The following is a 23307-nucleotide window of genomic DNA, read 5'->3' on the forward strand; positions in this document are numbered from 1 at the left end:
CCGTCAGACAGGTTTGACGAAAGAGCGGCGCAACTGTGCCGCTTTTTTTCTGCCGATGCAGGTCTCGGCATGATCATTGACCAGCCCCATGGCCTGCATGAACGCAAACACGGTTGTAGGGCCAACAAACTTCCATCCCCGTTTCTTGAGATCTTTCGACATGGCCACCGACTCGGGCGATGTGGACGCCGTTTGCGGAGGCGGAGGCGTCTCAGCCTCGTAACGCCAGACATAGGCCGCCAGAGATCCTTCGGCCGCCACAAGGTCCTGCGCGCAACGTGCGTTGTTGATCACCGCTTCAATCTTGCCGCGATGACGGATGATCCCAGAATCCTGTAGCAGGCGTTCCACATCTTCATCAGAAAACGCGGCCATCCTGTTGAAGTCAAACCCGCAAAAGGCTTTCCTGAAGTTTTCGCGCTTGTTCAGGATCGTTCGCCAGCTAAGGCCTGACTGAAAGCTCTCGAGGCACAGTTTTTCAAACAGCCGTTGGTCGTCGCCGACAGGGTAACCCCATTCATTGTCGTGATATTCAAAGAACTCGGGCGCGGCCTGACACCATGCGCATCTTTGCTGCCCATCCGGCCCGGTAATGGTGTCGCTCATGGTTGTACCCTTTTTGTTCCCACTCACGTTACACGTCGAGGTGAGGGCGTGACAAGTCTCAATCAGGGTTTCGGAACCAGTTCAGCACAAAGACGCGTATGGCCGATGCAAGACCCGTTTCCGGGTCGCGAGCCACATCTATTTCAGCCGCCAAGACATTGATTGGCTTACCTTGTTCTTGAGCGATCTCGCGAAAAGCACGCCAGAATTCATCCTCGAGTGATACCGAGGTTCGGTGTCCTTTCAGGGTCAAAGAGCGTTTGACAGGACGGCCGCTCATTCGTCCAGCTCATGATTGTCGAGGTCGCGCTTTTGTTTTTTCTGTTGAAGCTTCACGACTTCTTTTTCAGCTTTTGTACGCCCAAATGCGACGGTGTTCCGGTCAGCGCGGGCCTTTCTTTCGGCCCGCGCTTTTTCCTTTCGATACCGGTTCAGATTGACCGGCTTGCCCATCAGTCTTTTGGGCCGATCATCTGTTCGGGGCGGACGACGGCATCAAAGGTCGCTTCGTCCACAAAGCCCAGCGCGATGGCTTCTTCCTTGAGCGTGGTACCGTTCTTGTGGGCGGTTTTCGCAACGGTGGTCGCATTGTCATAACCGATGGTAGGGGCAAGCGCCGTGACCAGCATCAGCGATTCCTTCATCAGCTTGTCGATGCGCGGCTCGTTCGCTTTGATGCCCATCAGCATCCGCTCGGTAAAGCTGTCGGTGGCATCCCCCAACAGCTGGATCGATTGCAGCAGGTTGTAGGACATCATCGGATTGTAGACGTTCAATTCGAAATGCCCTTGCGACCCGGCAAAATTCATCGCTGCATTGTTGCCCATCACATGTGCGGCGACCTGCGTCAGCGCTTCGGCCTGCGTCGGGTTTACCTTGCCGGGCATGATCGACGAGCCGGGCTCATTTTCCGGCAGGATCAGTTCACCCAGGCCGGAACGAGGCCCGGAGCCCAGGAAACGAATGTCGTTTGCGATCTTGTAGCAGCTGCCGGCAATCGTCGCCAAAGCGCCCGAAAGGAAGACCATGGCATCATGGGCGGCCAGCGCTTCGAACTTGTTCGGCGCCGTCACGAAGGGCAGGTCGGTGATTTGGGCCATATGGCCTGCGACGGCTTTGTCCCAGCCGTGCTGGGTGTTCAGGCCGGTGCCAACGGCCGTTCCGCCCTGGGCCAGTTCATAAATCCCCGGCATCGCCGCATGTACGCGTGCGATTCCCTGACGAATCTGGTGGGCATAGCCACTGAACTCCTGACCCAAGGTCAGCGGTGTCGCGTCCTGTGTATGGGTTCGGCCGATCTTGATGATGTCCTTGAACTCCTCGGCCTTCTGCTCGAGCCCGGACGCCAGTTTTTCAAGGCCGGGAAGCAGCACGTCGCGTACGCTCATCGCTGTTGCGATATGCATGGCGGTTGGGAAAGTATCGTTCGACGATTGCCCCATGTTGCAGTGGTCATTCGGGTGTACCGGGTCTTTGGATCCGATCTTGCCGCCCAGAATCTCGATGGCTCGGTTGGCGATGACCTCGTTCGCATTCATGTTCGACTGGGTGCCCGAACCCGTCTGCCACACGACCAACGGAAAGTTGTCGTCGAACTTGCCCTCGATCACCTCGCCTGCGGCCTGAATGATCGCATCGGCTATCTTTGCGTCCAGCTTGCCCGTTGCCTTGTTTTCCATGGCGCAGGCTTTCTTGATTACGCCCAGCGCGCGCACGATGGCGACCGGCTGTTTTTCCCAGCCGATGGGAAAATTCATGATCGAGCGCTGCGTTTGGGCGCCCCAATACTTGTCGGCAGGAACCTCGAGCGGGCCAAAGCTGTCGGATTCTGTGCGGGTTTGAGACATCGGTCACTCCGTCTGGTATGCAGTTGTATGCCGTTTAGCCGCAGCCACGCCGTGACGCAATCGGCCAGTTGCGCGCACCTTAAACTTAAGGGCTTCAAAGGTATAGGCGCGGGGTGCGTCACTTTAATCGTTATAGGCGGGGAATGTGCATTGTTTGCCGATACCGCTGGGCTACAATGGAGCAATAGACGCCATGGAGGACAAAATGCCAGATTTCCATCGCCTTACGCTTGGAAAAGCAGTCGCGATACTTGCAGTTTGCGCTTTGTGGCTGTCGGTTCTGAGCGCAGCGGCCCGCGCGGCAGACATTACACCGTTCACAGGAGATTATATCGGTTCAGCCGAAGTTGTGGACGCGGATGGCACGACAACGCCCCGCGACATGAGCGTTTCCATCTTCGAGACCAAGAACGGTTTCAACGTCAGTTGGCGGACGACGACATACAAGTTGGATGGACGCGTAAAGGAACAGAAGTTCTCGATTGATTTTGTTCCGTCGGATCGACCGGATGTGTTTTCGGCGGCGATGAAACGCAATGTTTTTGGTCACGAAGTCCCGTTGGACCCGATGAAGGGCGAGCCATTTGTATGGGGCCGCATCGTCGGCGAAACACTGACCGTGTTTTCTTTGTTCATTGACGAGGACGGAGGATATGAGTTGCAGCAATTCGACCGCACGCTTGCTCAGGGCGGGCTGAACCTCGCGTTTTCACGATTCATAGATGGTCAAAAATCACGATCGGTCGAGACTTTCCTGATGAAACGATAAACCCCGCGCCGGGCGGGGTTTGAAGGTTCACTTCCGAAAGCTGTCCAGCGACACGATATCCGCATCGTGATGTATTTCTTCTTCTTCGACTTCGATGTCGTCTTCGATGATTTGATCTTCTTCGATTTCGTCTTCCGGGCTTTCAAAGCGAAGGCCGAATTCCACGGATGGATCGACGAAAGTCTTGATTGCGGAATAGGGGACGTACAGAGGTTCCGGGGCGTCGCCAAAGTTCAAAGTGATGCCAAAGCCGAGGTCACCGACTTCGAGGTTCTCGAACCAGTGCTGCATGACGATGGTCATTTCTTCGGGATAGCGTTCACGCAGCCAGTCGGCGATTTCCACACCATCTTCACGTGTGTCGAACGTGATGAAAAAGTGATGCGCCCCGGGTAAACCGGTTTCAGAAACGTCCTTCAGCACTGTTTTGATCAAGCCGCGCATGGCGGTGTGCATCAGGTTTCCATAGTCGATGCCTTGCGACATGTGTGATCCTCAAAAGTGGTTATGCTCAGCATAGGGGTTTTGTTCGGAAACGAAAGGGCGGGTACGACCGGATTGATCAGATATTGTGTGCAGCCAGGCCGGCAATCGACATCAGGGCAAGCACGGTTCCCATCCCTAATTTCAGTCGAAAAATCAAGGCCCCAGCAAGGATAGTTAGACCGAATGCGGTAAAATTCAACGCGGAAATCTGCGGCATGGGGATTGCCAGAGGACCCCATGATTTTTCAGATACCGATTCGAAAAGAACATTCAGGGCGAACCACACGGAAAGGTTGAGAATCACTCCGACGACGGCCGCGGTGATTCCATGCAGGGCCGCAGACAGGCGGGGACGCGCGGCCAGACGGTCGAGATATGGGGCCGCAAGAAAAATCCAAAGAAAGCACGGAACGAACGTCGCCCACAATGCTACCGCTCCGGCTGCAAGCGCCAGCGTGAACCCGCCGGTCAGTTGTCCGGTCAGCATGGCGACAAACTGTGTGACAAGTATGAGCGGCCCCGGAGTCGTTTCCGCCAGCCCCAGCCCATCAATCATCTGATCCGTGCTGATCCAGTGGTACTGGTCGACAACCGTTTGAGTCATGTAGGCCAATACGGCATATGCGCCGCCAAAGGTTACAACGGCGAGCCGGGCAAAAAACCACCCCAGATCGCTCAGCAGTTGATGGCCTGTGACGCTCAGAGCAACGAGCGGGCCCAACCAAAGGGGCAACCAGACAGCAATCGTTCGCAGAGACCGCGCCAGATGTGGTGTTCCTTCTCGCGTGGGAGTTTCTACGGGTCCTTTGAAGGTCACGTACCCCCAGGCTGCGGCAACGAATATGATCGCCGGAAACGGGAGGTTCAGCAGAAAAATGGCCAGGAAGGACAGGATTGCGATTGTTCGATGCTCGCGATCATTCAATGCCTTGCGCGAAAGATTGCGGAGCGCCTGCAAAACGATGACGATGACGGTTGCCTTGATGCCCGTGAAGGCCGACTGCACCAAGGGAACATCGCCAAATACTGAATAGAGCGCGACCAGAACCGCAATCACCAACGCGCCGGGCAACACGAACAAGCTGCCGGCAATCAGCCCGCCGGCAACGCCGCGCAGGCGCCACCCCGCATAGGTTGCCAGCTGCATCGCCTCGGGGCCCGGCAACAACATGCACAGAGACAGGGCGCGCAGGTAAGTCTGTTCATCCAGCCAGGGTCGGCGTTCGACCAATTCCTGATGCATCAAGGAAATCTGAGCCGCAGGACCGCCGAAAGACAGCAGACCGATCCTGCCAAAGACCTTGAAAATCTCGGCCAGTGTCGGTGTCATGACGTTCGCCCGGTGGGCCAGTCATGGCTTTCGTCAAACCCATCGCGCGCCCAGCGATACATCGCGTCGTAAAGGTTCATCCCGGCTTTCAGGTATTCATGGTCATCGCGGTACTGCCTTGAAAGCCCGACAGACACCGCCAACAATCCCGCCGCTTCGGGTGCAAGCGCGTGCCGGTTCGTGTCCGCTGCCCGGATGACCGTCGCCAACCGGTCCAGCGCAGGGGAGTGAAGCTCGAATTCATCCAACATTGTGTCAAACGTGCAGTTGTCGCCTCGGTGGCTCCAGAACGTGTTCTCGATATCAAAAGGCGACGCCCCGAAAACAGTCGCAACGCTTTCGACTTCGCCGGGTGCCACAAACAGGAACTTGGCGTCGGGATCAACAAACCTGCGTATCAGCCAGGGACATGCGATTCTGTCGATCTTTGGCCGGTGACGTGTGACCCACAGCGTATGGCCACCAATTCGATCAGGAATGCGTGTTGCGGGCACACGTGGTGCATCGGCCATGTCGCGCCAGGCATGCATTCCACCTTCCAGATATTCGGCTTGATGCCCTTCGCCGCGCAACCAGGAGACAACGCCCTGGCTCAGCTTTTTGCCTTTTTGACAGATAATCACGACCGAACGGCCCGAGATCTTGCACAAAAGCCCCTGAAGATCCGTGGCCGGGTGCCGGATTGATGCGGGGATCAGATAGGGATCTTCTTCAAAATCGTCATTCAGGCAGACGTCGAATAGAACGGGCGCATTCGGAGTACCAATCAGACGCAGGAGTTGTTTGGGAGAAATAGAGTTGGGCGATGCCATGGCATGTTTCCTTGTGACCGCGGATACATGCGAAACTTGGGCTGTCGCCTCACGGGGCGTTCGCAATCTTACCCCATGGCACTTGCTAGCGCGCAAGGGTCATGGGGGTCAAGATTGCTTTGGGTTCACGCCCAGTCCAGGCGTTGCCCGGTCATGCATACGGGCAGGGTGTCCGATGGAAACTGGCCCAGCTCTTCAAAAAACGAGATGAAGTCAAAATGGTTGTAGGCTTCAACCATCTTTTCGGCCTTGAACCGCGCCATGACCTGGCCCGTGACTTCCAGTGGCGCGCCATTGTCAGCCCGAAAAGTACGAACATGCAGAATGGCAGAAACCCAGTCGCCGTTTTCGATGATCTTGGGCAATTCGACCTTGATGTCCCCCAGAATATGGCGGAACGCCATGACCAGATCCCGAAAATCGTCCGCACCGACCTGCATTTCCGGAATCAGCCCCTCGGCCATCGTTTCGGGTGCAAAGAACTGATCAATTGCTTCGGTGTTTCCATTTTCCCAAACTTCGGAGTACCACTTTCTGAGTATCTCTGAATTCGTCATCCCAGTTCTCCTGTCCAAGTGCTGGCAAGATGGCAAAAAGGAATGAATAAACTCTGAATCTGCCAAGGGACGGGTGAATAAAATCAGACATGTGGGGGATTAATGCAGGTTTCTGTTGCCAGGTACCTGCGAACCCCGCCTTACGCGGCTAGGCGCAAGGGCTTAAGTTTCGGTCTTGCTACTGCTTACGCAGCAACTGCAACCGGAGCACGATTGTCGTTTGCAATTGTACTGTTTTCGCCGGTAACGGTGGCAGACAGCCGAGACAAAGCTAACCCCTTTAGACGTTCGTCGATCCTGTTTCGGCCCCAAAATCCCCAAACGAAGGATGGTTGGTGGAGCCGCCGGGTACCGCCCCCGGGTCCGATCCGCTTATTACGAGCGCGTTTATGTCCATAGTCCCGAAGGACGATTCTTATATAGGTGAGGTGATGGGGGGATGCAAACTCAGAATGAACTCAGCCGTGTTTAACATTTCCAATCTGTTAGGTGGCTTTGTTGAAGTTTGCAGCGATGAGCCAGACGGCCAGAACCAGTTCGATTCCCCCAAAGATCAACGCCTTGGCCAAGGGGGGATTGTCCAGCGCGACTGACACAAACCGGCCCAGCGCCGCACCGGAATAGACAATGCCCAGCATGACATAGGCCATTGGGTTGTTCAGCAAGATAACGGCGATCCCCGTCACAACAAACAAACCACCGACCGAGGCGCGCATCTCGGACAACCCCATCGTGCTGTTGGTTGGGGCCAGATCCAGGGCCGACGCGGTGTGGGCCGGGGCCAAGAACCCAAACGCGCCGAACCCGATGGTCAGCAATGCCGCGATAACGTTCAGAGTTGCGACCATTCCGGCCCCCTTATGGTTCAGGCCGCGTAGGCGGCGTCAAAGAAATCACGTTCCAGTTCGACAGCGCGATGGAACAGTCGCGTGACCTCGGCCTGTTCGGCCGCATCCAGCGTCGGCCAGACGTTATCCAACTGACTGCGCAGATACTCCACGACGCTTTCGAACCCTTCGCCCGCATGTAGCGTGATCCATTCTGCAAACCAGAACGGCAAGCCGTCTTTGGGCGGGTTTTCTGGGCTGGCCCAGCTCAGGTATACCCATTCCGCCACGACGAGTACCGCCAGCATGTTCTGATAACGGCCAGAGGCTGCGGCTTCGGCCATCAGATCTTGAAACGCCCGCGTGGCAGGCGCGGGCTCGGTGCTGGGCTCAGTGTCCAAAGCGTCCATCGCGCGCAGGAAATAGGTGTTCTCGGGGCCTGTGATCACCGCCAGAAACTGCGCGGCCGGTACGCTGTCAGCAAGGGTCGGCGCATGCGCGATGGCGCTGGCCAAAAGACGCACGAAACCGTCGACGAACTGATAATCCTGTTGCAGATACCAGCGCATCTTGTTCTCGGGCAGGGTGCCGTCAGACAACTCGCGGGTGAAAGCATGGGTTGTGGCGGCCGTCCAGTCGTCGATTTTGCCCTGACGCAGCACTTCGGTTGGGCGGGTTTGGTCCTGCATTCGGAAGCTCCAGTTTTGTTTCGATGCAGACAAAGCGCGTTTCAAAACAAAGTACAAGGTCAGCCAAGGGCGGACCAGAGACCCAGACCACCGACCAGAATGAGACTCAGGGCCCAGATGAGTTCCAGGTTGAACCAGCTGCGCGACAGGAATTGCAGACCAAGCCAACGATAGACCGCAAAGGCCAAAAAACCGCCACCCAGAACCATGGCGGCCGTATGCAGCGCGGCGACGCCCAGAACCAAAAGGGTGTTCGTGGTCATGATCTGAGAAATCGCTTGATGGCCCGCGTCCAGTTCATCCACGGCACACAGGCCCAGATAGATTGGAACCAGCATCAGGGCAGCCCCGTGGGCAAGCGCCACAAGAAAAGACCACAGCGCGAGCCTGCTTGGCGGGATCCGCGAAAGAAAGCGGGGATGACGGCGGGTTATCGCGATGTACAGGCCCATGCCAATCACGACCAGAGCCGCGCCGATGCGGATTTCATTCTGATAATCGACCAGTACGGCCATCAGGGCAAAAGGAAGAAGTACGCCAAGCATGGCCACGAAATGCCCGCCAGCCAAAGCCGCGAGTGCACCCCAAAGCGCGGATTGACGTTGTTCCATCAAAGCCGAAGACACCGCCAGCGGCCAGCCCATGCCGGGGTTCAGGCCGTGATAGGCTCCGCTCAGAACAACGGCCAGCCACAGGCCAGCCGTTGATGACATCAAAAATTCCAACTCAGACCGACGGATAGCAGAAGCTGTCGGTTGAACAGTCTCCGCCCTCCAACCGTATCTGGTGGCTGCGATAGCCCTTGGGAAACTCTACCCAGAACTTCGGATCCAATGTCAGACCACCATTCTCGCCGACATCAGCCTTGACCATGGCCGCACCACCTTCCTCGGGGTAGAACTGATCGTCCCACGTGGAATAAAGCGAATTGGTCCAATAGACGCGTTTGCCGTCGCGGCTGATTTCGACCATCTGTGGACCATAGCCAAAGGTTTGACCATTTGGATGCTTTGTCTTTTTGACGATTCCGCCGATCTCGACCTTGCCTGCCAGGGTTGGGTTCATCGGGTCGGATACATCGTATTGATGCATCTCGCCGGTTCCCCAGCACGCGACATAGAGGTACTTGTCGTCCAGGCTCAGGTCAATATCAGTGACCAGCGGCGGAACGGCAGAGAAGCCCTTCAGAAGGTCAGGAAGATCATCAGGATCAGCGGGTTGCGGATCGATTGTTATGGTCTTCTTGGCTTCGAACGTGCCGTCATCATTGCGCCACCAGGTGAAGATCGCCCCTTGCAAGTTGGTCGTATCGACGACAACGCCGCAGAACCCGTATTGTTTTACGGGATCATGCGCGGGGCGGATTTCCAGGGCCATCTGATGGTTTTCGCCCAGATCGATGGTCTGAATATTCGTCCGGTTCCGAAGGTTCCAGAAATGGATCCGGTGGCCGTACTTGTTGGACAACAGATCCTCGGCCACCAGCCCGTTTTCGAATTGCGGCGGCAGGCCCCATTCGGAACTGACCATGTAGTCACGCGGCAGGTTCCACCAGAAATCATAATGCTTGTCCTGCACGCCGCGCTCGATCTCATAGCGCCCGATGATATCGAAGGTCTCGCAATCCATGATGAATATGCCCGGAGGGCCATCTGTGCCGTCGGGGCCGCCGCCACCAAGGGTGCTGACATAGATGCCCTCGGGCCCGCAATGGATCGTGTGCGGACGGGAATACCCTGTCTTTGCAAAGACTTCTTCGGGTTCGATGATCTTGTGAATCTTGGCCTCAAGCGGGTTCTTCGCGTCAATGACATAAATCCGGCTGGACCGGATGCCCGGGATGATCAGATAGCGCCGCTCCAGAAACGCATGACCGCTCAGCGGCGACAGGGAAGAAGAACAGGCGTTCCAGCCAAAATGGTGAAATTCGTCGCCCTTTTCGGGCATGATCACCTGATGCACGATCTTTCCGAAATCGTCCGAGCTTGGATCGACATTCACAACCGCCAGCCCGTCGGGTTGAGAAAAGTCAGGGCTGAGCATCAGCGTGAATGCAAGCGTCTCAGCGGGGCCCTCCATCGCAAGTTTCGCGGATGGATAAAAACTTGGGTCCGGTCTTTGGTTCATAACGTCCTCCCGTAAGTCATTGAACTTCAATTCATATTGAAAGTTCCGATCTTGGCGCCGGATGAAAATCTGCCCGCTTTTTTGCCCCTTGTTCTGATCTTGTTTCGAATGCGGCCCTCAGGTCGGTTTACGTTTGCTTTCGGCCACGTCATGGGCCAGCCGTCGTGTGTAGTGTTCCAGATCAACAAGTGCGGAGTCTACGGTGTCCGCGTCTTTTGCCTCAAGCGCCTCCACTATTCTGCTGTGCAGTCCGATGATCTCTTCGCGGGATCGCGCCGTGAATGTGATCATGTTCATCAGCGGTTGCATCGCTTCCACGGCGCCCGCCAGCTGATAGGACAGGACCGGGTTGCCAGCCCCATCCACCAGCGCGCGATGGAAAGTCACGTCCGAGGCGCAAAAAGCCTCATCCGTCAGGCCCGGTTGGGACTGGCGGAATATTTCTGCCCGCATGGTCGCCAGGTGATCTGCCGTGCGCCGCTGCGCTGACAAAGGCGCACAGGCCCTTTCCAGGGCATATCGCGCCTCGCATGCGGTATCGAAGCTGACCGCATTCATCGACAGCAGCAATGTCGAAGTCGTGACTTGCTGAGAATAGGCATCCTCAAAGCTCAGGCGATTCACGAACGCCCCGCCGGAAGCGCCGCGTTGTGTGCGGATCAAGGATTGCGCGGCCAGCCGTTTCAATGCCTCACGCACGGTCGGGCGAGAGACCTGGAACTGATCCGACAGCTCGGCTTCGGACGGCAGGCGCGCGTCCACGATCAGTTCACCCGATACGATCGCATCCCGAATGGCCTGGGCGATCTGGGCAGACAGGTCTGCGGTTTTCCGGGGCGCGGTTTTCATCTTCAGACGACCTTGGGCAAATTTTTATTTGTCTGACATTTAAAAGTCTGACATTTGAAAAGCAAGGGAGTTGAGTCGGGAGGCCGAAGTGAGTCGTACGTGGCTGCGCAGCGGAATGTGGCTGGGCTTTTATGTTCTGATCTTGTGGGCGTGGTGGGTCATGTTCTCGATGAGCCGGGACATGGGCCTTGATCTGATCGGCCGTCCGGGGCCGATGGGGCAGGCGATGGCCGCGATGGATCCGCGCATGGACATGTACATGCCCATGGCCGAGTTCGGGCCGCTGTTTTCAATGTGGGCGATCATGATGGCGGCCATGATGCTGCCGACCCTGATCCCGACCCTGCGCAGTTACGATGACCTGATCCGCAGCGCAAATGGCAGCCGCGCCGGCTGGCTGGGGGTTCTTGCCGGGTATTCCATCGTCTGGGTCGGGTTTGCGGCCGTGATCGCAGGAATTCAGTTGGTTCTGCTGTTTGGCGGTGTTGTCGATATGCTGGGAATTGCCAAATCCGGCTGGGTCGCGGGCGGCTTGATGATTGCCGTGGGCGCCTTTCAGTTTTCCCGCGCCAAAGAGGTGTGCCACGGTGTCTGCCATGCCCCGATGACCTATTTCCTGGGACATTGGAGAACCGGTTTTGCAGGTGGCGTGCGCATGGGCCTGGGTCTTGGCGCCTTTTGCGTCGGCTGTTGCTGGGGCTTTATGGCACTCGGCTTTGTAGGCGGTGTCATGAGCCTGTTGTGGATGGGGCTCGCGACCCTGTTCATGGTTTTGGAGAAACTTCCTCAGATCGGGCACGCCGTGACCCGTCCAATGGGGTTTGTGTTGATTGCGGGCGGTCTCGTCCTGCTCGTGTATCCAATTAGCTACGGAGGATAAGCCAATGGCTAAAAACAGAAAACCAGATGCCGATCGGCTGCCCGTCAGTCAGCGTATCGACAGCCGCATGCCCAATCCCAAGCGGCGAGAGATGAGTCCGACGGAATGGGCCATCAAGGGTGAACTGATCCTGAACTGTTCATGTGACGTGTTTTGCCCCTGCGTGGTGTCGCTGGGCGCACATCCCCCTACGGAAGGTCACTGCCATGCTTGGATGGGCATCATCGTTGATGAAGGCCACTATGAAGGCGAGGATCTGTCGGGTCTGAATGTCGGCTTGCTGGTCGATATTCCGGGCCGGATGGGGGAAGGCCAGTGGAAAGTCGCCGCTTATGTCGACGAGCGCGCAAGCGGCAAGGCTTACAACGGATTGTTGCAAATCTTCAGCGGTCAGGCGGGCGGCACGACGGGTCTGTTTACCATGCTGGTCAGCGAGATCATCGGTGCGGAACGGGCGCCGGTCCAGATCGAGCGCGACGGAAACAAACGTCGGATCGCGATTGGTCGCAAGATACAGGGAGAGATCGAGATGCTTGCGGGCAAGGACCCGGAGCATCCGGTGATGGTCTCAAATTCCAAATACTGGATGGGACCTGACATCATCGTGGCGCGTGGCACCAAATCGAAGGTGCGAGACTATGGCCGGGTCTGGGACTTTGGCGGCAAGTCCGCTGAAATCTGCCCGATCGACTGGCACGGGCCCAAATGATGATCACGGGCGGGTATGCGCAGGAAATGGCGCGTTACAATCGCTGGCAGAACAATCAGTTGGCAGAGTTTTTGCAATCTCTGACACCGAAGGAACTGACCCTTGAACGCGGAGCATTCTTTGGCTCGATTATGGGCACGGTGAACCATCTGCTGTGGGGTGACTGGATGTGGATGTCGCGTTTCGAAAAGCGCGACGGGCCAGATGGCAATTTTCACAAGGCGGGCGGGGGTATCCATGAAAGCGTATACCTGTGCCCGGACCTGCAAAGCTGGTTGGCGTTACGCGAAAAGATCGATGCGCGTATCCTGAACTGGGCAGAAGGGCTGGGGGATGATCCGCTGACCGGCTCGTTCACGTGGTATTCCGCCGCAAAAGAGGCTGATGTCACAATGCCTTACGCGCTGTGCGTGATCCATTTCTTCAATCATCAGACCCATCACAGGGGGCAAGTGCACAAAATGCTGACCGAGACGGGCTCGGAAGCGCCTGTCAGTGATATCGTCTTTATGCCGCAGGAGGTATGAATGCCGCAGATTTCCGCCTCACGCCGCTTGCGGCGCACTCCGTTCTCTGAAGGAGTCGAAGCTGCCGGGGTCAAGGGCTATACGGTCTACAACCGTATGTTGTTGCCGACGGTTTTTGAAAGTGTTGAAGCCGATTACCGGCATCTTAAGACCCATGTGCAGGTCTGGGATGTGTCGTGCGAGCGGCAGGTTGAATTGCGTGGCCCTGATGCTGCGCGTCTGATGCAGATGCTGACCCCGCGCGATCTGCGCGGTATGCTGCCGGGGCAATGTTTCTATGTGCCGATCGTTGACGAAACCGGCGGCATGCTGAACGACCCGGTGGCTGTGAAGTTGTCCGAAGACCGATGGTGGATCTCGATTGCCGACAGTGATCTGTTGCTGTGGGTCAAGGGTATCGCCGTTGGGTACCGTCTGGATGTGCTGGTGGATGAACCGGACGTGTCGCCGCTTGCCGTTCAGGGCCCAAAGGCGGACGAGCTGATGGCGCGTGTCTTCGGGGACCGAGTGCGCGACATCCGTTTCTTTAAATTTGACATGTTCGAGTTCGAGGGGCGCGATCTGGCCGTCGCGCGATCCGGTTATTCGAAACAGGGTGGTTTCGAGATATACGTTGAAGGTGGCGATATCGGCATGCCTTTGTGGAACGCCCTGTTTGCCGCCGGCGAAGACCTGCACGTGCGCGCGGGCTGCCCGAACCTGATCGAACGCATTGAGGGCGGGCTGTTGTCCTATGGGAACGACATGACCGACGACAATACCCCGCATGAATGCGGTCTGGGAAAGTTCTGCAACACGCATACCGCGATTGGCTGTATCGGTCGGGATGCTCTGTTGCGTGTCGCCAAGGAAGGGCCGGTGCAGCAAATCCGGCCAATCGCCATCGCCGGTGAGCCTGTACCGGGCTGCGATCGTCCCTGGGACCTGTTTGCAAGCGGCAAGCGCGTGGGGCAGGTGACATCAGCGGCCTGGTCTCCGGATTTTGAAACCAATGTGGCGATCGGTATGGTGCGCCTGAGCCATTGGGATGCCGGGACGGAACTGGAAGTGGAAACACCGGCCGGGATGCGCCGCGCGACCGTGCAATCGCATTTCTGGATCTAGCAGAAGCAAGGACGCTGCCGCGTCGACCTCGGGAAATTTTGAACCAGTTGACGACATGGGCTGGTCGCTGAACACGAAAGGAATGACAGATGTTCAATGCACTTGTGATGGACAAGGATGAAGAGAGCGGACTTGCCACCGGCTCGATCAAACAATTGTCGGTGGATGACCTGCCGCATGGTGATGTCACGGTTGCGGTCGAATATTCTACGGTGAACTACAAGGACGGCCTGTGCCTGTCTCCGAAAGGGGGCGGGCTGGTGCGGGCCTATCCGCATGTCCCCGGCATTGACTACGCCGGCACGGTCGAGGCCTCATCGGATGACCGCTACAAACCCGGAGACAAGGTTGTTCTGACCGGATGGCGCGTTGGTGAGGCACATTGGGGCGGCTATTCGCAAAAAGCCAACGCGCGGGCCGATTGGCTGGTGCCGCTGCCCGATGGGCTGACAACGCGTCAGGCAATGGCAGTGGGCACTGCCGGGTTTACTGCGATGCTGGCGGTCATGGCGCTGGAGGATCATGGGCTGACCCCGGATCGTGGACCGGTATTGGTAACCGGGGCCGCGGGCGGCGTCGGGTCGGTGGCCACGGCCATTCTTGGCAATTTGGGCTATGAGGTCGCCGCGGTCACCGGACGGCCCGAAACCGGTGACTATCTGAAATCACTTGGAGCGACGACCATCGTGCCGCGCGACGACCTGAACGAGACCACAAAACGCCCTCTGGAAAGCGAAACATGGGCGGGCTGCGTTGACGCTGTGGGCGGCGCCATGCTGGCGCGTGTTCTTGGCCAGATGAAATACGGATGCTCTGTTGCTGCGGTAGGTTTGGCAGGGGGGGCTGCTTTGCCTGCGACGGTGATTCCGTTCCTGCTGCGCGGCGTGAACCTTTTGGGCATCGACAGCGTGATGCAGCCCTATGACAACAGGGTGCGCGCATGGAAACGGATCGCCACGGATCTGCCGATGGACAAGCTTGAGGCGATGGTTCAACCGGCCGGTCTGTCCGATCTGCCGCAACTGGGCGCCGACATTCTGAAAGGTCAGGTCAAGGGCCGCGTCGTGGTGGATGTGAACGCCTGAGGCTGACCCATGAAAGCAACCTGGCCGAAGAAACTCGGCCAGGTTCCGGAAAACGATGTTTGTCCAAATTGGTCGCAACACCTCTGGCCATTGATACAATTCCCGATCATGATTGCTATACATCCCAATTGCGATGGCGTAAGACCCATCCAAAGAGTACCTGAAGACGGGGAGTGAGCAGAATGTCTGACGACTTCGAACTGGACACCAATGATCTGCAGCGCCGCATGGATGGCGCAATGGCCAATCTGAAAACCGAATTTGCATCATTGCGAACAGGGCGTGCTTCGGCCTCGATGCTGGAACCTGTCATGGTTGACGCTTACGGCTCGATGACACCGATCAACCAGGTGGGCACCGTGAACGTGCCCGAACCGCGTATGGTCACTGTTAACGTCTGGGACAAGTCACTGGTGGGTAAGGTGGAAAAGGCCATCCGCGAAAGCGGCCTTGGTATCAATCCGCAATTGAACGGAACCATCATAATGCTGCCGATTCCCGAGTTGAACGAAGAACGCCGCCGCGAGCTGAGCAAGGTCGCCGGTCAGTACGCGGAAAACGCGCGCATTGCGATCCGCAACGTGCGTCGCGATGGCATGGATCAGATCAAGAAGGCCAAGGCGGACGGCATGTCGGAAGATGACCAGAAGCTTTGGGAAAGCGAAGTTCAGGACATGACGGATGAGATGATCAAGGCCGTGGATGCTGCGCTCGAAACCAAGCAAGCCGAAATCATGCAGGTCTGAGCCGAACTGATGCCAAAAGACCCGCAAACCGAGCTGGAGTCCGGCCCGCGCCATGTGGCCATCATCATGGATGGCAATGGTCGTTGGGCGCAGGCACGCGGCCGTCCCCGGCTGTTCGGCCACCATGCCGGCGCGCGGCGCGTGCGCGAAGTTGTCGAGGCCTGCCCTGGTTTGGGGATCAAGTACCTGACGGTGTTCGCTTTTTCGACCGAAAACTGGAAGCGGACCCAGGTCGAGGTGGCCGGCCTGATGAACCTGTTTCGCCGCTACATCATCAAGGAAACCCGGACACTTGCGGATAATGGCATCCGCGTTCGGTTCATCGGAGATCGGGTCCGGCTGGATTCCAAGTTGATCGAGTTGATGGACTCGCTGGAAGAAGAAACCAAGAACAACGATCTGGTTCATTTGACCGTCGCGCTGAATTACGGTGGTCGCGACGAGGTCGCACGCGCCACCAAGCGTCTGGCACGGGATGTGGCTGAAGGGCGGCTGAAACCCGAAGAGGTGGATGAAGAAACTCTTCCTAAATATCTGGATACGCGTGTTCTTCCTGATCCCGACCTTGTTATCCGAACCAGCGGTGAAGCGCGGATTTCAAACTTTCTTCTTTGGCAATCGGCTTACTCGGAATATGAATTCATCGACACCCTCTGGCCGGACTTCACTGCTGCTGAACTGGCCCGTCTGTGCCAGAATTACGGCACCAGAGATCGGCGGTTCGGAGCGGTTCTGGCATGAGAGACGGCCGATGGTCTGACCTGACAACACGGGTTCTTTCTGCTGCTGTTCTGGTCGTGATCGGATCAATCGAAGTCTGGCTTGGCGGGTGGTGGTTCGAAACCTTCATCGCCGCAGCCTGTGGTCTGATGACGTGGGAATTGGTTCGGATGATCGACCCGCAAGCCCGCGGCGTGGCTGTTCAATTGGGGATTCTGACAAGCATCACCGTGGTTCTCAGCTATCATCTGCCGCCGATTTACACTTTGCCGGTCGTGCTTGCGCCTGCGCTTGTGGGAGTGGGGCAGATCAGTCGTTCGAAGGTTCTGTTCGGGATGTTCGTGGTCTGGATCGTCGGGGCCGGGCTGGGTTTCATTTCGATCCGCGAAAATTCCGGTTTTGGCTGGATGGTTTGGCTGATTGTTGTCGTGGTCGCCACGGACGTCGCGGGCTATTTCGTGGGCAAGGCGGTTGGTGGCCCGAAATTCTGGCCCAAGGTCAGCCCGAAGAAGACGTGGTCGGGAACCGCCGGAGGGTGGGCCGCAGCGGCATGTGTCGGCGCGGTTTTTGCAAGCCTGGCCGGCTTTGGATTCGCTTTTGTCGTTGTTTCCGTTTTGGCTTCAATGGCAAGCCAGGCCGGCGATATTGCTGAAAGTGCGGTCAAACGCAAGTTCGGTGTCAAAGACAGTTCGAACCTGATACCGGGCCATGGCGGCTTTCTGGATCGGTTTGATGGCATGATGGGGGCCGCGCTGTTCGTTCTGATCGCGGGGCTGATCTATTCGCCGGGTGAAATGTAATGCGAAAGGTATCTGTTTTTGGAGCCACCGGGTCGATCGGGCAGAATACGATTGATCTGATTTCGCGTGCACCGTCCGAGTATGACGTCGTGGCCTTGACCGGTGGCGCCAATATTCAAAGACTTGCGGATGACGCGCGTCGGCTCGGTGCCGATATTGCCGTCACCGCTCATGAAGACCGGCTTGATGACCTGCGTTCCGCTTTGGCCGGCAGTGGCGTCGAGGCGGCTGCAGGCCCGCGTGCCATCGTCGAGGCTGCGGCACGTCCGGCGGATTGGATCATGTCGGCCATTGTCGGCTCGGCCGGGTTGGCACCGGGCATCGAGGCGTTGAAACAGGGCACGACCCTCGCGCTGGCCAACAAAGAGACATTGGTCTGCGCAGGATCGTTGGTTCTGGAAACGGCCAAACGGCATGGTGCGCGATTGCTGCCGGTCGACAGCGAACATTCGGCGGTGTTTCAGGCTTTGGTCGGTGAAGACATCGAAACAGTCGAGCGTGTGATCATCACCGCCAGCGGCGGGGCGTTTCGTGATTGGCCCATGAGTGAACTGGTGAACGCGACGGTGGAACAAGCCTCGAGCCATCCGAATTGGGATATGGGGCAGCGTATCACCATCGACAGCGCATCCATGTTCAACAAAGCGTTGGAAGTCATAGAAACAAAAGAATATTTCGGTGTAAAACCGGATCAGATCGAAGTGCTTGTGCATCCGGAATCCATAGTACACGCCCTGGTCGGGTTTCGTGATGGTGCGATGATGGCCCATATGGGGGCACCCGATATGCGCCACGCCATCGGTTACGCGCTGCATTGGCCCGAAAGACGGGAATTGCCGATACAGCGCCTTGACTTGGCCAAGATGGGGCAGTTGCGTTTCAACGCGCCGGATCTGGCACGTTATCCCGCATTGAAACTGGCCCGGGACGTGATGGCGCGTGGCGGCCTGGCGGGTGCTGTTTTCAACGCCGCGAAGGAACGTGCGCTGGATCATTTCATCGCGCGCCGGACCGGATTTCTGGATATGGCTGATGCCGTCGCGGCGGTTCTCGACAGGTTCGACGCGTCAGACAGCCTTATTGATGCCCCGATGACCCTTGATAACGTACAGCAAACAGACCATCTGGCACGTCAGTGGGTCGATGACGCTGTGGTGGAACGAGCAGGATAGAATTTTGGACGTACTTTCCCTAATCCCGCAATTTGGCAATCTTCTCTGGACGATTGTCGCGTTTGTCATCGCATTGTCGGTCATCGTCGCAGTGCACGAATACGGCCACTACATTGTGGGGCGTTGGTCCGGTATCCATGCCGAAGTGTTCTCGATCGGGTTTGGCCCGGTTCTCTGGAGCCGTGTCGACAAACGGGGGACAAGATGGCAGATCGCGTTGCTGCCGTTTGGGGGGTACGTAAAATTCTTGGGCGATGCCAATGCAGCATCGGGCAAGGATGAAAAGGCGATGGAAGGCATCGCTACCCAAAGCCCGGAAGAGCTGCGCCGCACCATGCATGGTGCCCCTTTGTGGGCACGGGCCGCAACGGTCGCGGCCGGACCTGTCTTCAACTTCGTCATGTCCATTCTGGTGTTTGGCCTGATTTTCTGGTCACAGGGCGTATCGAAGGAGCCGCTGACGGTCGGAACGTTGCAACCCTTGCCAGGCTCTGTGCAGGAACTGAGAGAAGGTGATGTGATCACCGCAATCGCCGGCACCCCGACACCTGACTATGATGAAGAGGGCGCCTGGCAGGACTTTATCGAAGCGCTGCCTGTGGAACCGGTTCTGGACTACACGGTAATCCGGGACGGTGAGACGCTGGATGTACAAGCACCATGGATGTTTCCACCCCTGATCCGCCAAGTGGCCCCACGCAGCGCGGCGATGGATATTCAACTGAAACAAGGCGATGTCATCACGGCTGTGAACGGAGAGCCGATCTTTGCCTTCGAGCAGCTGAAGGATTTTGTCGAAGGGTCCGACGGCCGGGTTCTGCTGTTGGACGTCTGGCGGGATGGGTCCGAGCTGGAATTCGCATTGGCCCCCCGACGCACGGATGAACCTCAGCCGGATGGCGGTTTCGTCACCCATTGGCGGATTGGGATCATCGGGGGCATGATGCTGGAGCCAGCAACTGAACCGGCCGGTATTCTGGATTCACTGACCGGCGGTGTCAGACAGACGGGCCGCATTATCGAAGGGTCGCTGTCTGGTATGTGGCACATGGTGACGGGGGCAATCAGCACCTGTAACATCTCGGGGCCGATCGGGATTGCCGAAACCTCGGGGGCAATGGCCAGCCAGGGGGCGCAGAACTTCATTTTCTTCATCGCGGTTCTGTCGACGGCGGTCGGATTGCTGAACCTGTTTCCGATCCCGGCATTGGATGGCGGGCACCTTGTGTTCTACGCCTATGAAGCCATTGCAGGGAAACCACCCAGTGATGGGGCCTTGCGGGTGCTCATGGGTGTAGGGATCACCTTAATTCTCACCCTCATGCTGTTTTCAGTGAGCAACGATTTGTTCTGCTAATTGTGGCGCGTGGCGCAAGATTGGGCCGCAAAATTGCCTCATTCTGACGTTATGATTTTTGCGTCTGAGGGAAAAACCATGACCAAAACGCTGAAAAAATCGTATCAGAGCTTTAGCTTCCTGTTCGTGCTGAATTGGGATGTTCTGCTGAGCTTTGCAGTTACGGCGTTGGCTATGGCAGGTGCCGCCTATCTGGCGGCCATGTGATTCTTACTGAAATTAACGTCGTCAATTTGAATGGCAGTCTTCGCGGCTGCTTCTATTTCGCCTTTTGACAAGCTCATTCAATCCCGTTACTCAGCATTAAAGTCTTAAATTCTGGGTAGAGCATAAAATGACTGACAGGCGAGGGGCGGGCACATCCTGCGGGCAGCAAATGCCAACAAACAAGATTTTGTGGCAGGCGCTAGCGGTTCTTTTCCTTTTTGTTGCTGCAAGCTTAATGACTTTTCCGCATGCAGCACAGGCGCAAAACTATACGATCAATTCGTTTGATGTTGAGGGCAATCGCCGGATTGAAACCGGTACGATCATCGCCCGAACGGGAATCGAACCTGGCCAGACTGTAACTGCGGGCCAGCTCAATGATGCCTATCAGCGTTTGCTTGACAGTGGTGTATTTGAAACAGTCGAGCTGACGCCGCGGGGGTCTACGCTGGTCATCACGGTTCAGGAATATCCGACGATCAATCAGATCAGCATCGAGGGTAACGCCCGTGTCAAAGACGACGTGTTGCTGGACGTTATCGAATCTCAGCCGCGCCGCGTCTTTACCCCGCAGTTGGCCGAGTCTGACGCCGACATGATTGCTGAAGTGTATTCGGCCCAAGGTCGAGTTGCCGCGACCGTGATCCCTCGGATTATCCGCCGCAGCGACAACCGAGTTGATCTGGTTTTTGAAGTGGCAGAGGGCACGACCATTGAAGTGGAACGTGTCAGTTTTGTTGGCAACCGTGCCTTTTCGGACCGTCGTTTGCGCCGCGTTCTGGAAACCAAGCAGGCAACCTTCCTGCGGACGTTCTTCCGGAACGACACCTTCATCGGCGATCGTATCGAGTTCGACAAGCAGGTCATCCGGGATTTCTACCTGTCACGGGGCTATGTCGACTTCCGCGTGAACAGCGCCAATGTCGAGTTTACCAGTGAACGGGATGCGTTTTTTCTGGTGATGAATGTAACCGAGGGCCAGAAATTTTCATTCGGTAAGATCACGACCGTCAGTGAGATTCCGGGCGTGGATCCGGCCCCTTATCAGGACGTGCTGAAGATCAAACCCGGCGTGACATATACGCCGACGCTGGTTGAAAATTCGATTGCGCGACAGGAACGGCTGGGCCTGAAGCAAGGTGTGGATTTCCTTCGCGTGGAACCACGTGTCACACGCAATGACCGCGATCTGACTTTGGATATCGAATTTGTTCTGACAAAAGGTCCGCGGATCTTTGTCGAGCGGATTGATATTGAAGGCAACACAACCACCCTGGACCGGGTGATCCGCCGTCAGTTCGACACTGTCGAAGGTGACCCGTTCAATCCCCGCGAAATCCGTCAGGCCGCCGAGCGCATCAATGCCCTGGGCTTCTTCTCCGTCGCGGAGGTCGAGCCGCGCGAGGGATCGTCGCCCAGCCAGGTCATTTTGGATGTAGACGTCGAAGAACAACCCACCGGCTCGCTGAGCCTCGGGGGCAGCTACTCGGTTACGGACGGCTTCGGGATTGCCGTTGCCCTGAACGAATCCAACTTCTTGGGTCGTGGCCAGAACCTTGGTGTCTCGATCTCGACCGCGCAGGACTCGGAACAATATACGCTGAGCTTTACTGAGCCTTACCTTCTGGGTCGCAAGCTGCGCTTTGACCTTGGTCTGGGGCTGTCGGCCACCAATTCCGGGTTTGCAAGTTACGACACAAGCAGTCTTTTCTTTGCGCCACAGCTAACCTATGCGATTGGTGAATTGTCGGCTCTGCGGCTCCGCTATGGCTGGGACCGCAGCGAGATGACGCAACAGGACAACGAAGTTAATGGCGCAGTGATTGCTTCTGAAATTGCGCAGGGCAAACGGACGTCCAGTTCTTTGGGCCTGTCCTACATTTATGACAGCCGTCTCGGCGGTTTGGACCCCAATACCGGCGTTCTGTTCGAGGTGGGCGTTGATGCCGCTGGACTTGGTGGGGACAACAAATACTTCAAGACCACGGCGCGTGGTATCGCGCAAACCCGGGTTTGGAACGAAGAGGTGGTGCTTCGGGCAACGATGGAGCTGGGCGCTCTGCACTGGCGCGGAAACGATTTTAGCCGTACTGTTGACCGCTTTGTGCTGGGCCCCAATACCTTCCGGGGTTTTGAACCTGCGGGTATCGGACCGCGTGACCTGTCCAACGGTCAGGATGATGCGATCGGCGGCAACTACTACTGGGTTGCCCGTTTCGAAACCGACTTCCCACTGGGTCTGCCCGAGGAGCTGGGTCTGCGTGGCGGCCTGTTCTATGATGTCGGCAACCTCTACAACATCGACAACGTCAATACGGCAGGTGCAACCATTGTCGGTGCAAACGGATCGATCCGGCACGTGATCGGTATTTCGGTGCTCTGGGAAACTCCGTTCGGGCCGTTGCAGTTCAACTTTTCGCAGCCTCTCAAGAAAGAATCTTTCGACAAGGAGCAGAACTTTGACTTTACGATCCAGGCCCGGTTCTGATCCGCGATGCTGAACAGATTGCTTGGCAGAACACGGGGCCCGCTTTGGGCCCTGTGTGCATTTATGGCGATGGTCCTGGCGTCTTTGGCAAATGCTCAGCAGCTTGGTGTGGCTCAAGCCAGTGTGGTCACCCTGTCCAGTGAAGAGCTGTTTGCCAAGTCCGCTTTCGGACAGCGCGTTTTGCGTGAAATTGAAAAGGAAAGCGCCTTACTGTCCGAAGAAAACCAACGGATTGTCGCGGAACTGAGCCGCGAAGAAAAGGAACTTACCGAGCAGCGCGCCACCATGTCGGCCGACGAGTTCCGCCCCTTGGCCGAGGCGTTTGATCTCAAGGTTCAGTCCCATCGCGAGGGGCAAAGGGCAAAGCTGGACGTACTGGCCCGTCGCAGCGAAGAAGCCCAGCAGACCTTTTCCGAGATTGTGCGCCCGGTGCTTGTCGATCTGTTGCGCGAAATTGGGGCCAGCGTGATGATCGAGCGATCTAATGTCGTCGTCAGCACGTCCGACATCACCGAAGCCGCAATCATCCGAATAAACGCCGCGATTGGTGATGGAAGCGATTTGCAACAGGGTCAGGGCGAATAGGTTCGCTTGCCCTTGCAGTGCTGTATTG

General features: G+C 57.1%; 27 protein-coding genes and 1 other RNA gene. 14 read left to right on the forward strand and 14 right to left on the reverse strand.

The window, feature by feature from the left end:
- Positions 1–3 precede the first annotated feature (3 nt).
- From I9185_RS03020 to fumC, 4 genes are read right to left on the reverse strand one after another with little or no spacing between them, the layout of a single operon-like run.
- Complete coding sequence (locus tag I9185_RS03020; protein ID WP_210092324.1) at positions 4–606, reverse strand: DNA-3-methyladenine glycosylase I; 603 nt, start codon at positions 604–606, stop codon at positions 4–6.
- 58 nt (positions 607–664) lie between these two features.
- Positions 665–886: a ribbon-helix-helix domain-containing protein gene (locus I9185_RS03025; RefSeq protein ID WP_152457905.1), complete on the reverse strand. Its 222-nt coding sequence runs from the start codon at positions 884–886 to the stop codon at positions 665–667.
- On the reverse strand, positions 883–1059 hold the full coding sequence (locus tag I9185_RS03030; protein ID WP_152457906.1) for a DUF4169 family protein: 177 nt from the start codon (positions 1057–1059) through the stop codon (positions 883–885). The genes I9185_RS03025 and I9185_RS03030 overlap by 4 nt, the downstream gene beginning before the upstream one ends.
- Positions 1059–2453, reverse strand: a complete 1395-nt coding sequence (fumC, locus tag I9185_RS03035) for a class II fumarate hydratase (RefSeq protein WP_210092325.1) — start codon at positions 2451–2453, stop codon at positions 1059–1061. The genes I9185_RS03030 and fumC overlap by 1 nt, the downstream gene beginning before the upstream one ends.
- A gap of 205 nt (positions 2454–2658) precedes the next feature.
- On the opposite strand from fumC, the gene I9185_RS03040 reads away from it, so the two are divergent.
- Complete coding sequence (locus I9185_RS03040) at positions 2659–3222, forward strand: hypothetical protein (RefSeq protein WP_171632634.1); 564 nt, start codon at positions 2659–2661, stop codon at positions 3220–3222.
- A gap of 27 nt (positions 3223–3249) precedes the next feature.
- Here I9185_RS03040 and I9185_RS03045 read toward each other — a convergent pair whose 3' ends face one another.
- The 10 genes from I9185_RS03045 to I9185_RS03090 all read right to left on the reverse strand — a co-directional run bounded on the left by I9185_RS03045 (position 3250) and on the right by I9185_RS03090 (position 10899).
- Complete coding sequence (locus I9185_RS03045) at positions 3250–3708, reverse strand: ClpXP protease specificity-enhancing factor SspB (protein ID WP_171168262.1); 459 nt, start codon at positions 3706–3708, stop codon at positions 3250–3252.
- Between the two features lie 76 nt (positions 3709–3784).
- Positions 3785–5038 (reverse strand): chromate efflux transporter, encoded by a 1254-nt coding sequence (gene chrA, locus I9185_RS03050; RefSeq protein ID WP_210092326.1) that lies wholly within the window; start codon positions 5036–5038, stop codon positions 3785–3787.
- Positions 5035–5850 carry a sulfurtransferase/chromate resistance protein gene (locus I9185_RS03055; protein ID WP_210092327.1) on the reverse strand — a complete coding sequence of 272 codons (816 nt, stop codon included), beginning with the start codon at positions 5848–5850 and terminating at the stop codon, positions 5035–5037. The genes chrA and I9185_RS03055 overlap by 4 nt, the downstream gene beginning before the upstream one ends.
- Before the next feature lie 125 nt (positions 5851–5975).
- A complete protein-coding gene (locus tag I9185_RS03060; protein WP_171632620.1) occupies positions 5976–6407 on the reverse strand; it encodes an ester cyclase in 432 nt (143 codons plus the stop codon).
- 101 nt (positions 6408–6508) lie between these two features.
- Positions 6509–6856: a transfer-messenger RNA gene (gene ssrA / locus I9185_RS03065) on the reverse strand.
- A gap of 36 nt (positions 6857–6892) precedes the next feature.
- Positions 6893–7255, reverse strand: coding sequence for a DUF4345 family protein (locus I9185_RS03070; RefSeq protein ID WP_210092328.1), 363 nt, complete (start codon positions 7253–7255; stop codon positions 6893–6895).
- 17 nt (positions 7256–7272) lie between these two features.
- On the reverse strand, positions 7273–7923 hold the full coding sequence (locus I9185_RS03075; RefSeq protein ID WP_209833200.1) for a TenA family protein: 651 nt from the start codon (positions 7921–7923) through the stop codon (positions 7273–7275).
- Positions 7924–7982: 59 nt separating this feature from the next.
- Positions 7983–8636: a hypothetical protein gene (locus I9185_RS03080; RefSeq protein WP_171231674.1), complete on the reverse strand. Its 654-nt coding sequence runs from the start codon at positions 8634–8636 to the stop codon at positions 7983–7985.
- Between the two features lie 13 nt (positions 8637–8649).
- A complete protein-coding gene (locus I9185_RS03085) occupies positions 8650–10050 on the reverse strand; it encodes a selenium-binding protein SBP56-related protein (RefSeq protein ID WP_210092329.1) in 1401 nt (466 codons plus the stop codon).
- Positions 10051–10167: 117 nt separating this feature from the next.
- A complete protein-coding gene (locus I9185_RS03090; protein ID WP_210092330.1) occupies positions 10168–10899 on the reverse strand; it encodes an FCD domain-containing protein in 732 nt (243 codons plus the stop codon).
- A 115-nt stretch (positions 10900–11014) separates the two neighbouring features.
- On the opposite strand from I9185_RS03090, the gene I9185_RS03095 reads away from it, so the two are divergent.
- From I9185_RS03095 to I9185_RS03150, 13 genes are all read left to right on the forward strand, one after another.
- Positions 11015–11779, forward strand: coding sequence for a DUF2182 domain-containing protein (locus I9185_RS03095; RefSeq protein ID WP_171633831.1), 765 nt, complete (start codon positions 11015–11017; stop codon positions 11777–11779).
- 4 nt (positions 11780–11783) lie between these two features.
- Positions 11784–12488, forward strand: coding sequence for a DUF1326 domain-containing protein (locus I9185_RS03100; protein WP_152457918.1), 705 nt, complete (start codon positions 11784–11786; stop codon positions 12486–12488).
- A complete protein-coding gene (locus tag I9185_RS03105; RefSeq protein WP_348539710.1) occupies positions 12485–13015 on the forward strand; it encodes a DinB family protein in 531 nt (176 codons plus the stop codon). The genes I9185_RS03100 and I9185_RS03105 overlap by 4 nt, the downstream gene beginning before the upstream one ends.
- The gene (locus I9185_RS03110; RefSeq protein WP_171632609.1) at positions 13016–14119 is read left to right on the forward strand and encodes a dimethylsulfoniopropionate demethylase; all 1104 of its coding nucleotides are present in this window, start codon (positions 13016–13018) and stop codon (positions 14117–14119) included.
- A gap of 89 nt (positions 14120–14208) precedes the next feature.
- The gene (gene acuI / locus I9185_RS03115; protein WP_152457920.1) at positions 14209–15204 is read left to right on the forward strand and encodes an acryloyl-CoA reductase; all 996 of its coding nucleotides are present in this window, start codon (positions 14209–14211) and stop codon (positions 15202–15204) included.
- A 182-nt stretch (positions 15205–15386) separates the two neighbouring features.
- A complete protein-coding gene (gene frr / locus I9185_RS03120; RefSeq protein WP_171632603.1) occupies positions 15387–15950 on the forward strand; it encodes a ribosome recycling factor in 564 nt (187 codons plus the stop codon).
- A 9-nt stretch (positions 15951–15959) separates the two neighbouring features.
- A complete protein-coding gene (locus tag I9185_RS03125; RefSeq protein WP_171116012.1) occupies positions 15960–16691 on the forward strand; it encodes an isoprenyl transferase in 732 nt (243 codons plus the stop codon).
- Positions 16688–17470, forward strand: coding sequence for a phosphatidate cytidylyltransferase (locus I9185_RS03130; RefSeq protein ID WP_210092331.1), 783 nt, complete (start codon positions 16688–16690; stop codon positions 17468–17470). The genes I9185_RS03125 and I9185_RS03130 overlap by 4 nt, the downstream gene beginning before the upstream one ends.
- Entirely contained in the window at positions 17470–18642 is a 1173-nt protein-coding gene (gene dxr / locus I9185_RS03135) for a 1-deoxy-D-xylulose-5-phosphate reductoisomerase (protein ID WP_210092332.1), read from the forward strand. Before I9185_RS03130 ends, dxr begins: the two co-directional genes overlap by 1 nt.
- 4 nt (positions 18643–18646) lie before the next feature.
- Positions 18647–19999 (forward strand): RIP metalloprotease RseP, encoded by a 1353-nt coding sequence (rseP, locus tag I9185_RS03140; protein ID WP_210092333.1) that lies wholly within the window; start codon positions 18647–18649, stop codon positions 19997–19999.
- 78 nt (positions 20000–20077) lie between these two features.
- Positions 20078–20206: a hypothetical protein gene (locus I9185_RS20520; RefSeq protein WP_256367495.1), complete on the forward strand. Its 129-nt coding sequence runs from the start codon at positions 20078–20080 to the stop codon at positions 20204–20206.
- A 235-nt stretch (positions 20207–20441) separates the two neighbouring features.
- Positions 20442–22694, forward strand: coding sequence for an outer membrane protein assembly factor BamA (gene bamA, locus I9185_RS03145; protein WP_245223399.1), 2253 nt, complete (start codon positions 20442–20444; stop codon positions 22692–22694).
- Positions 22695–22757: 63 nt separating this feature from the next.
- A complete protein-coding gene (locus I9185_RS03150) occupies positions 22758–23279 on the forward strand; it encodes an OmpH family outer membrane protein (protein WP_210092335.1) in 522 nt (173 codons plus the stop codon).
- Positions 23280–23307: the final 28 nt, after the last annotated feature.

Source organism: Ruegeria sp. HKCCSP346, assembly GCF_017872595.1.
GTDB lineage: Bacteria > Pseudomonadota > Alphaproteobacteria > Rhodobacterales > Rhodobacteraceae > Ruegeria.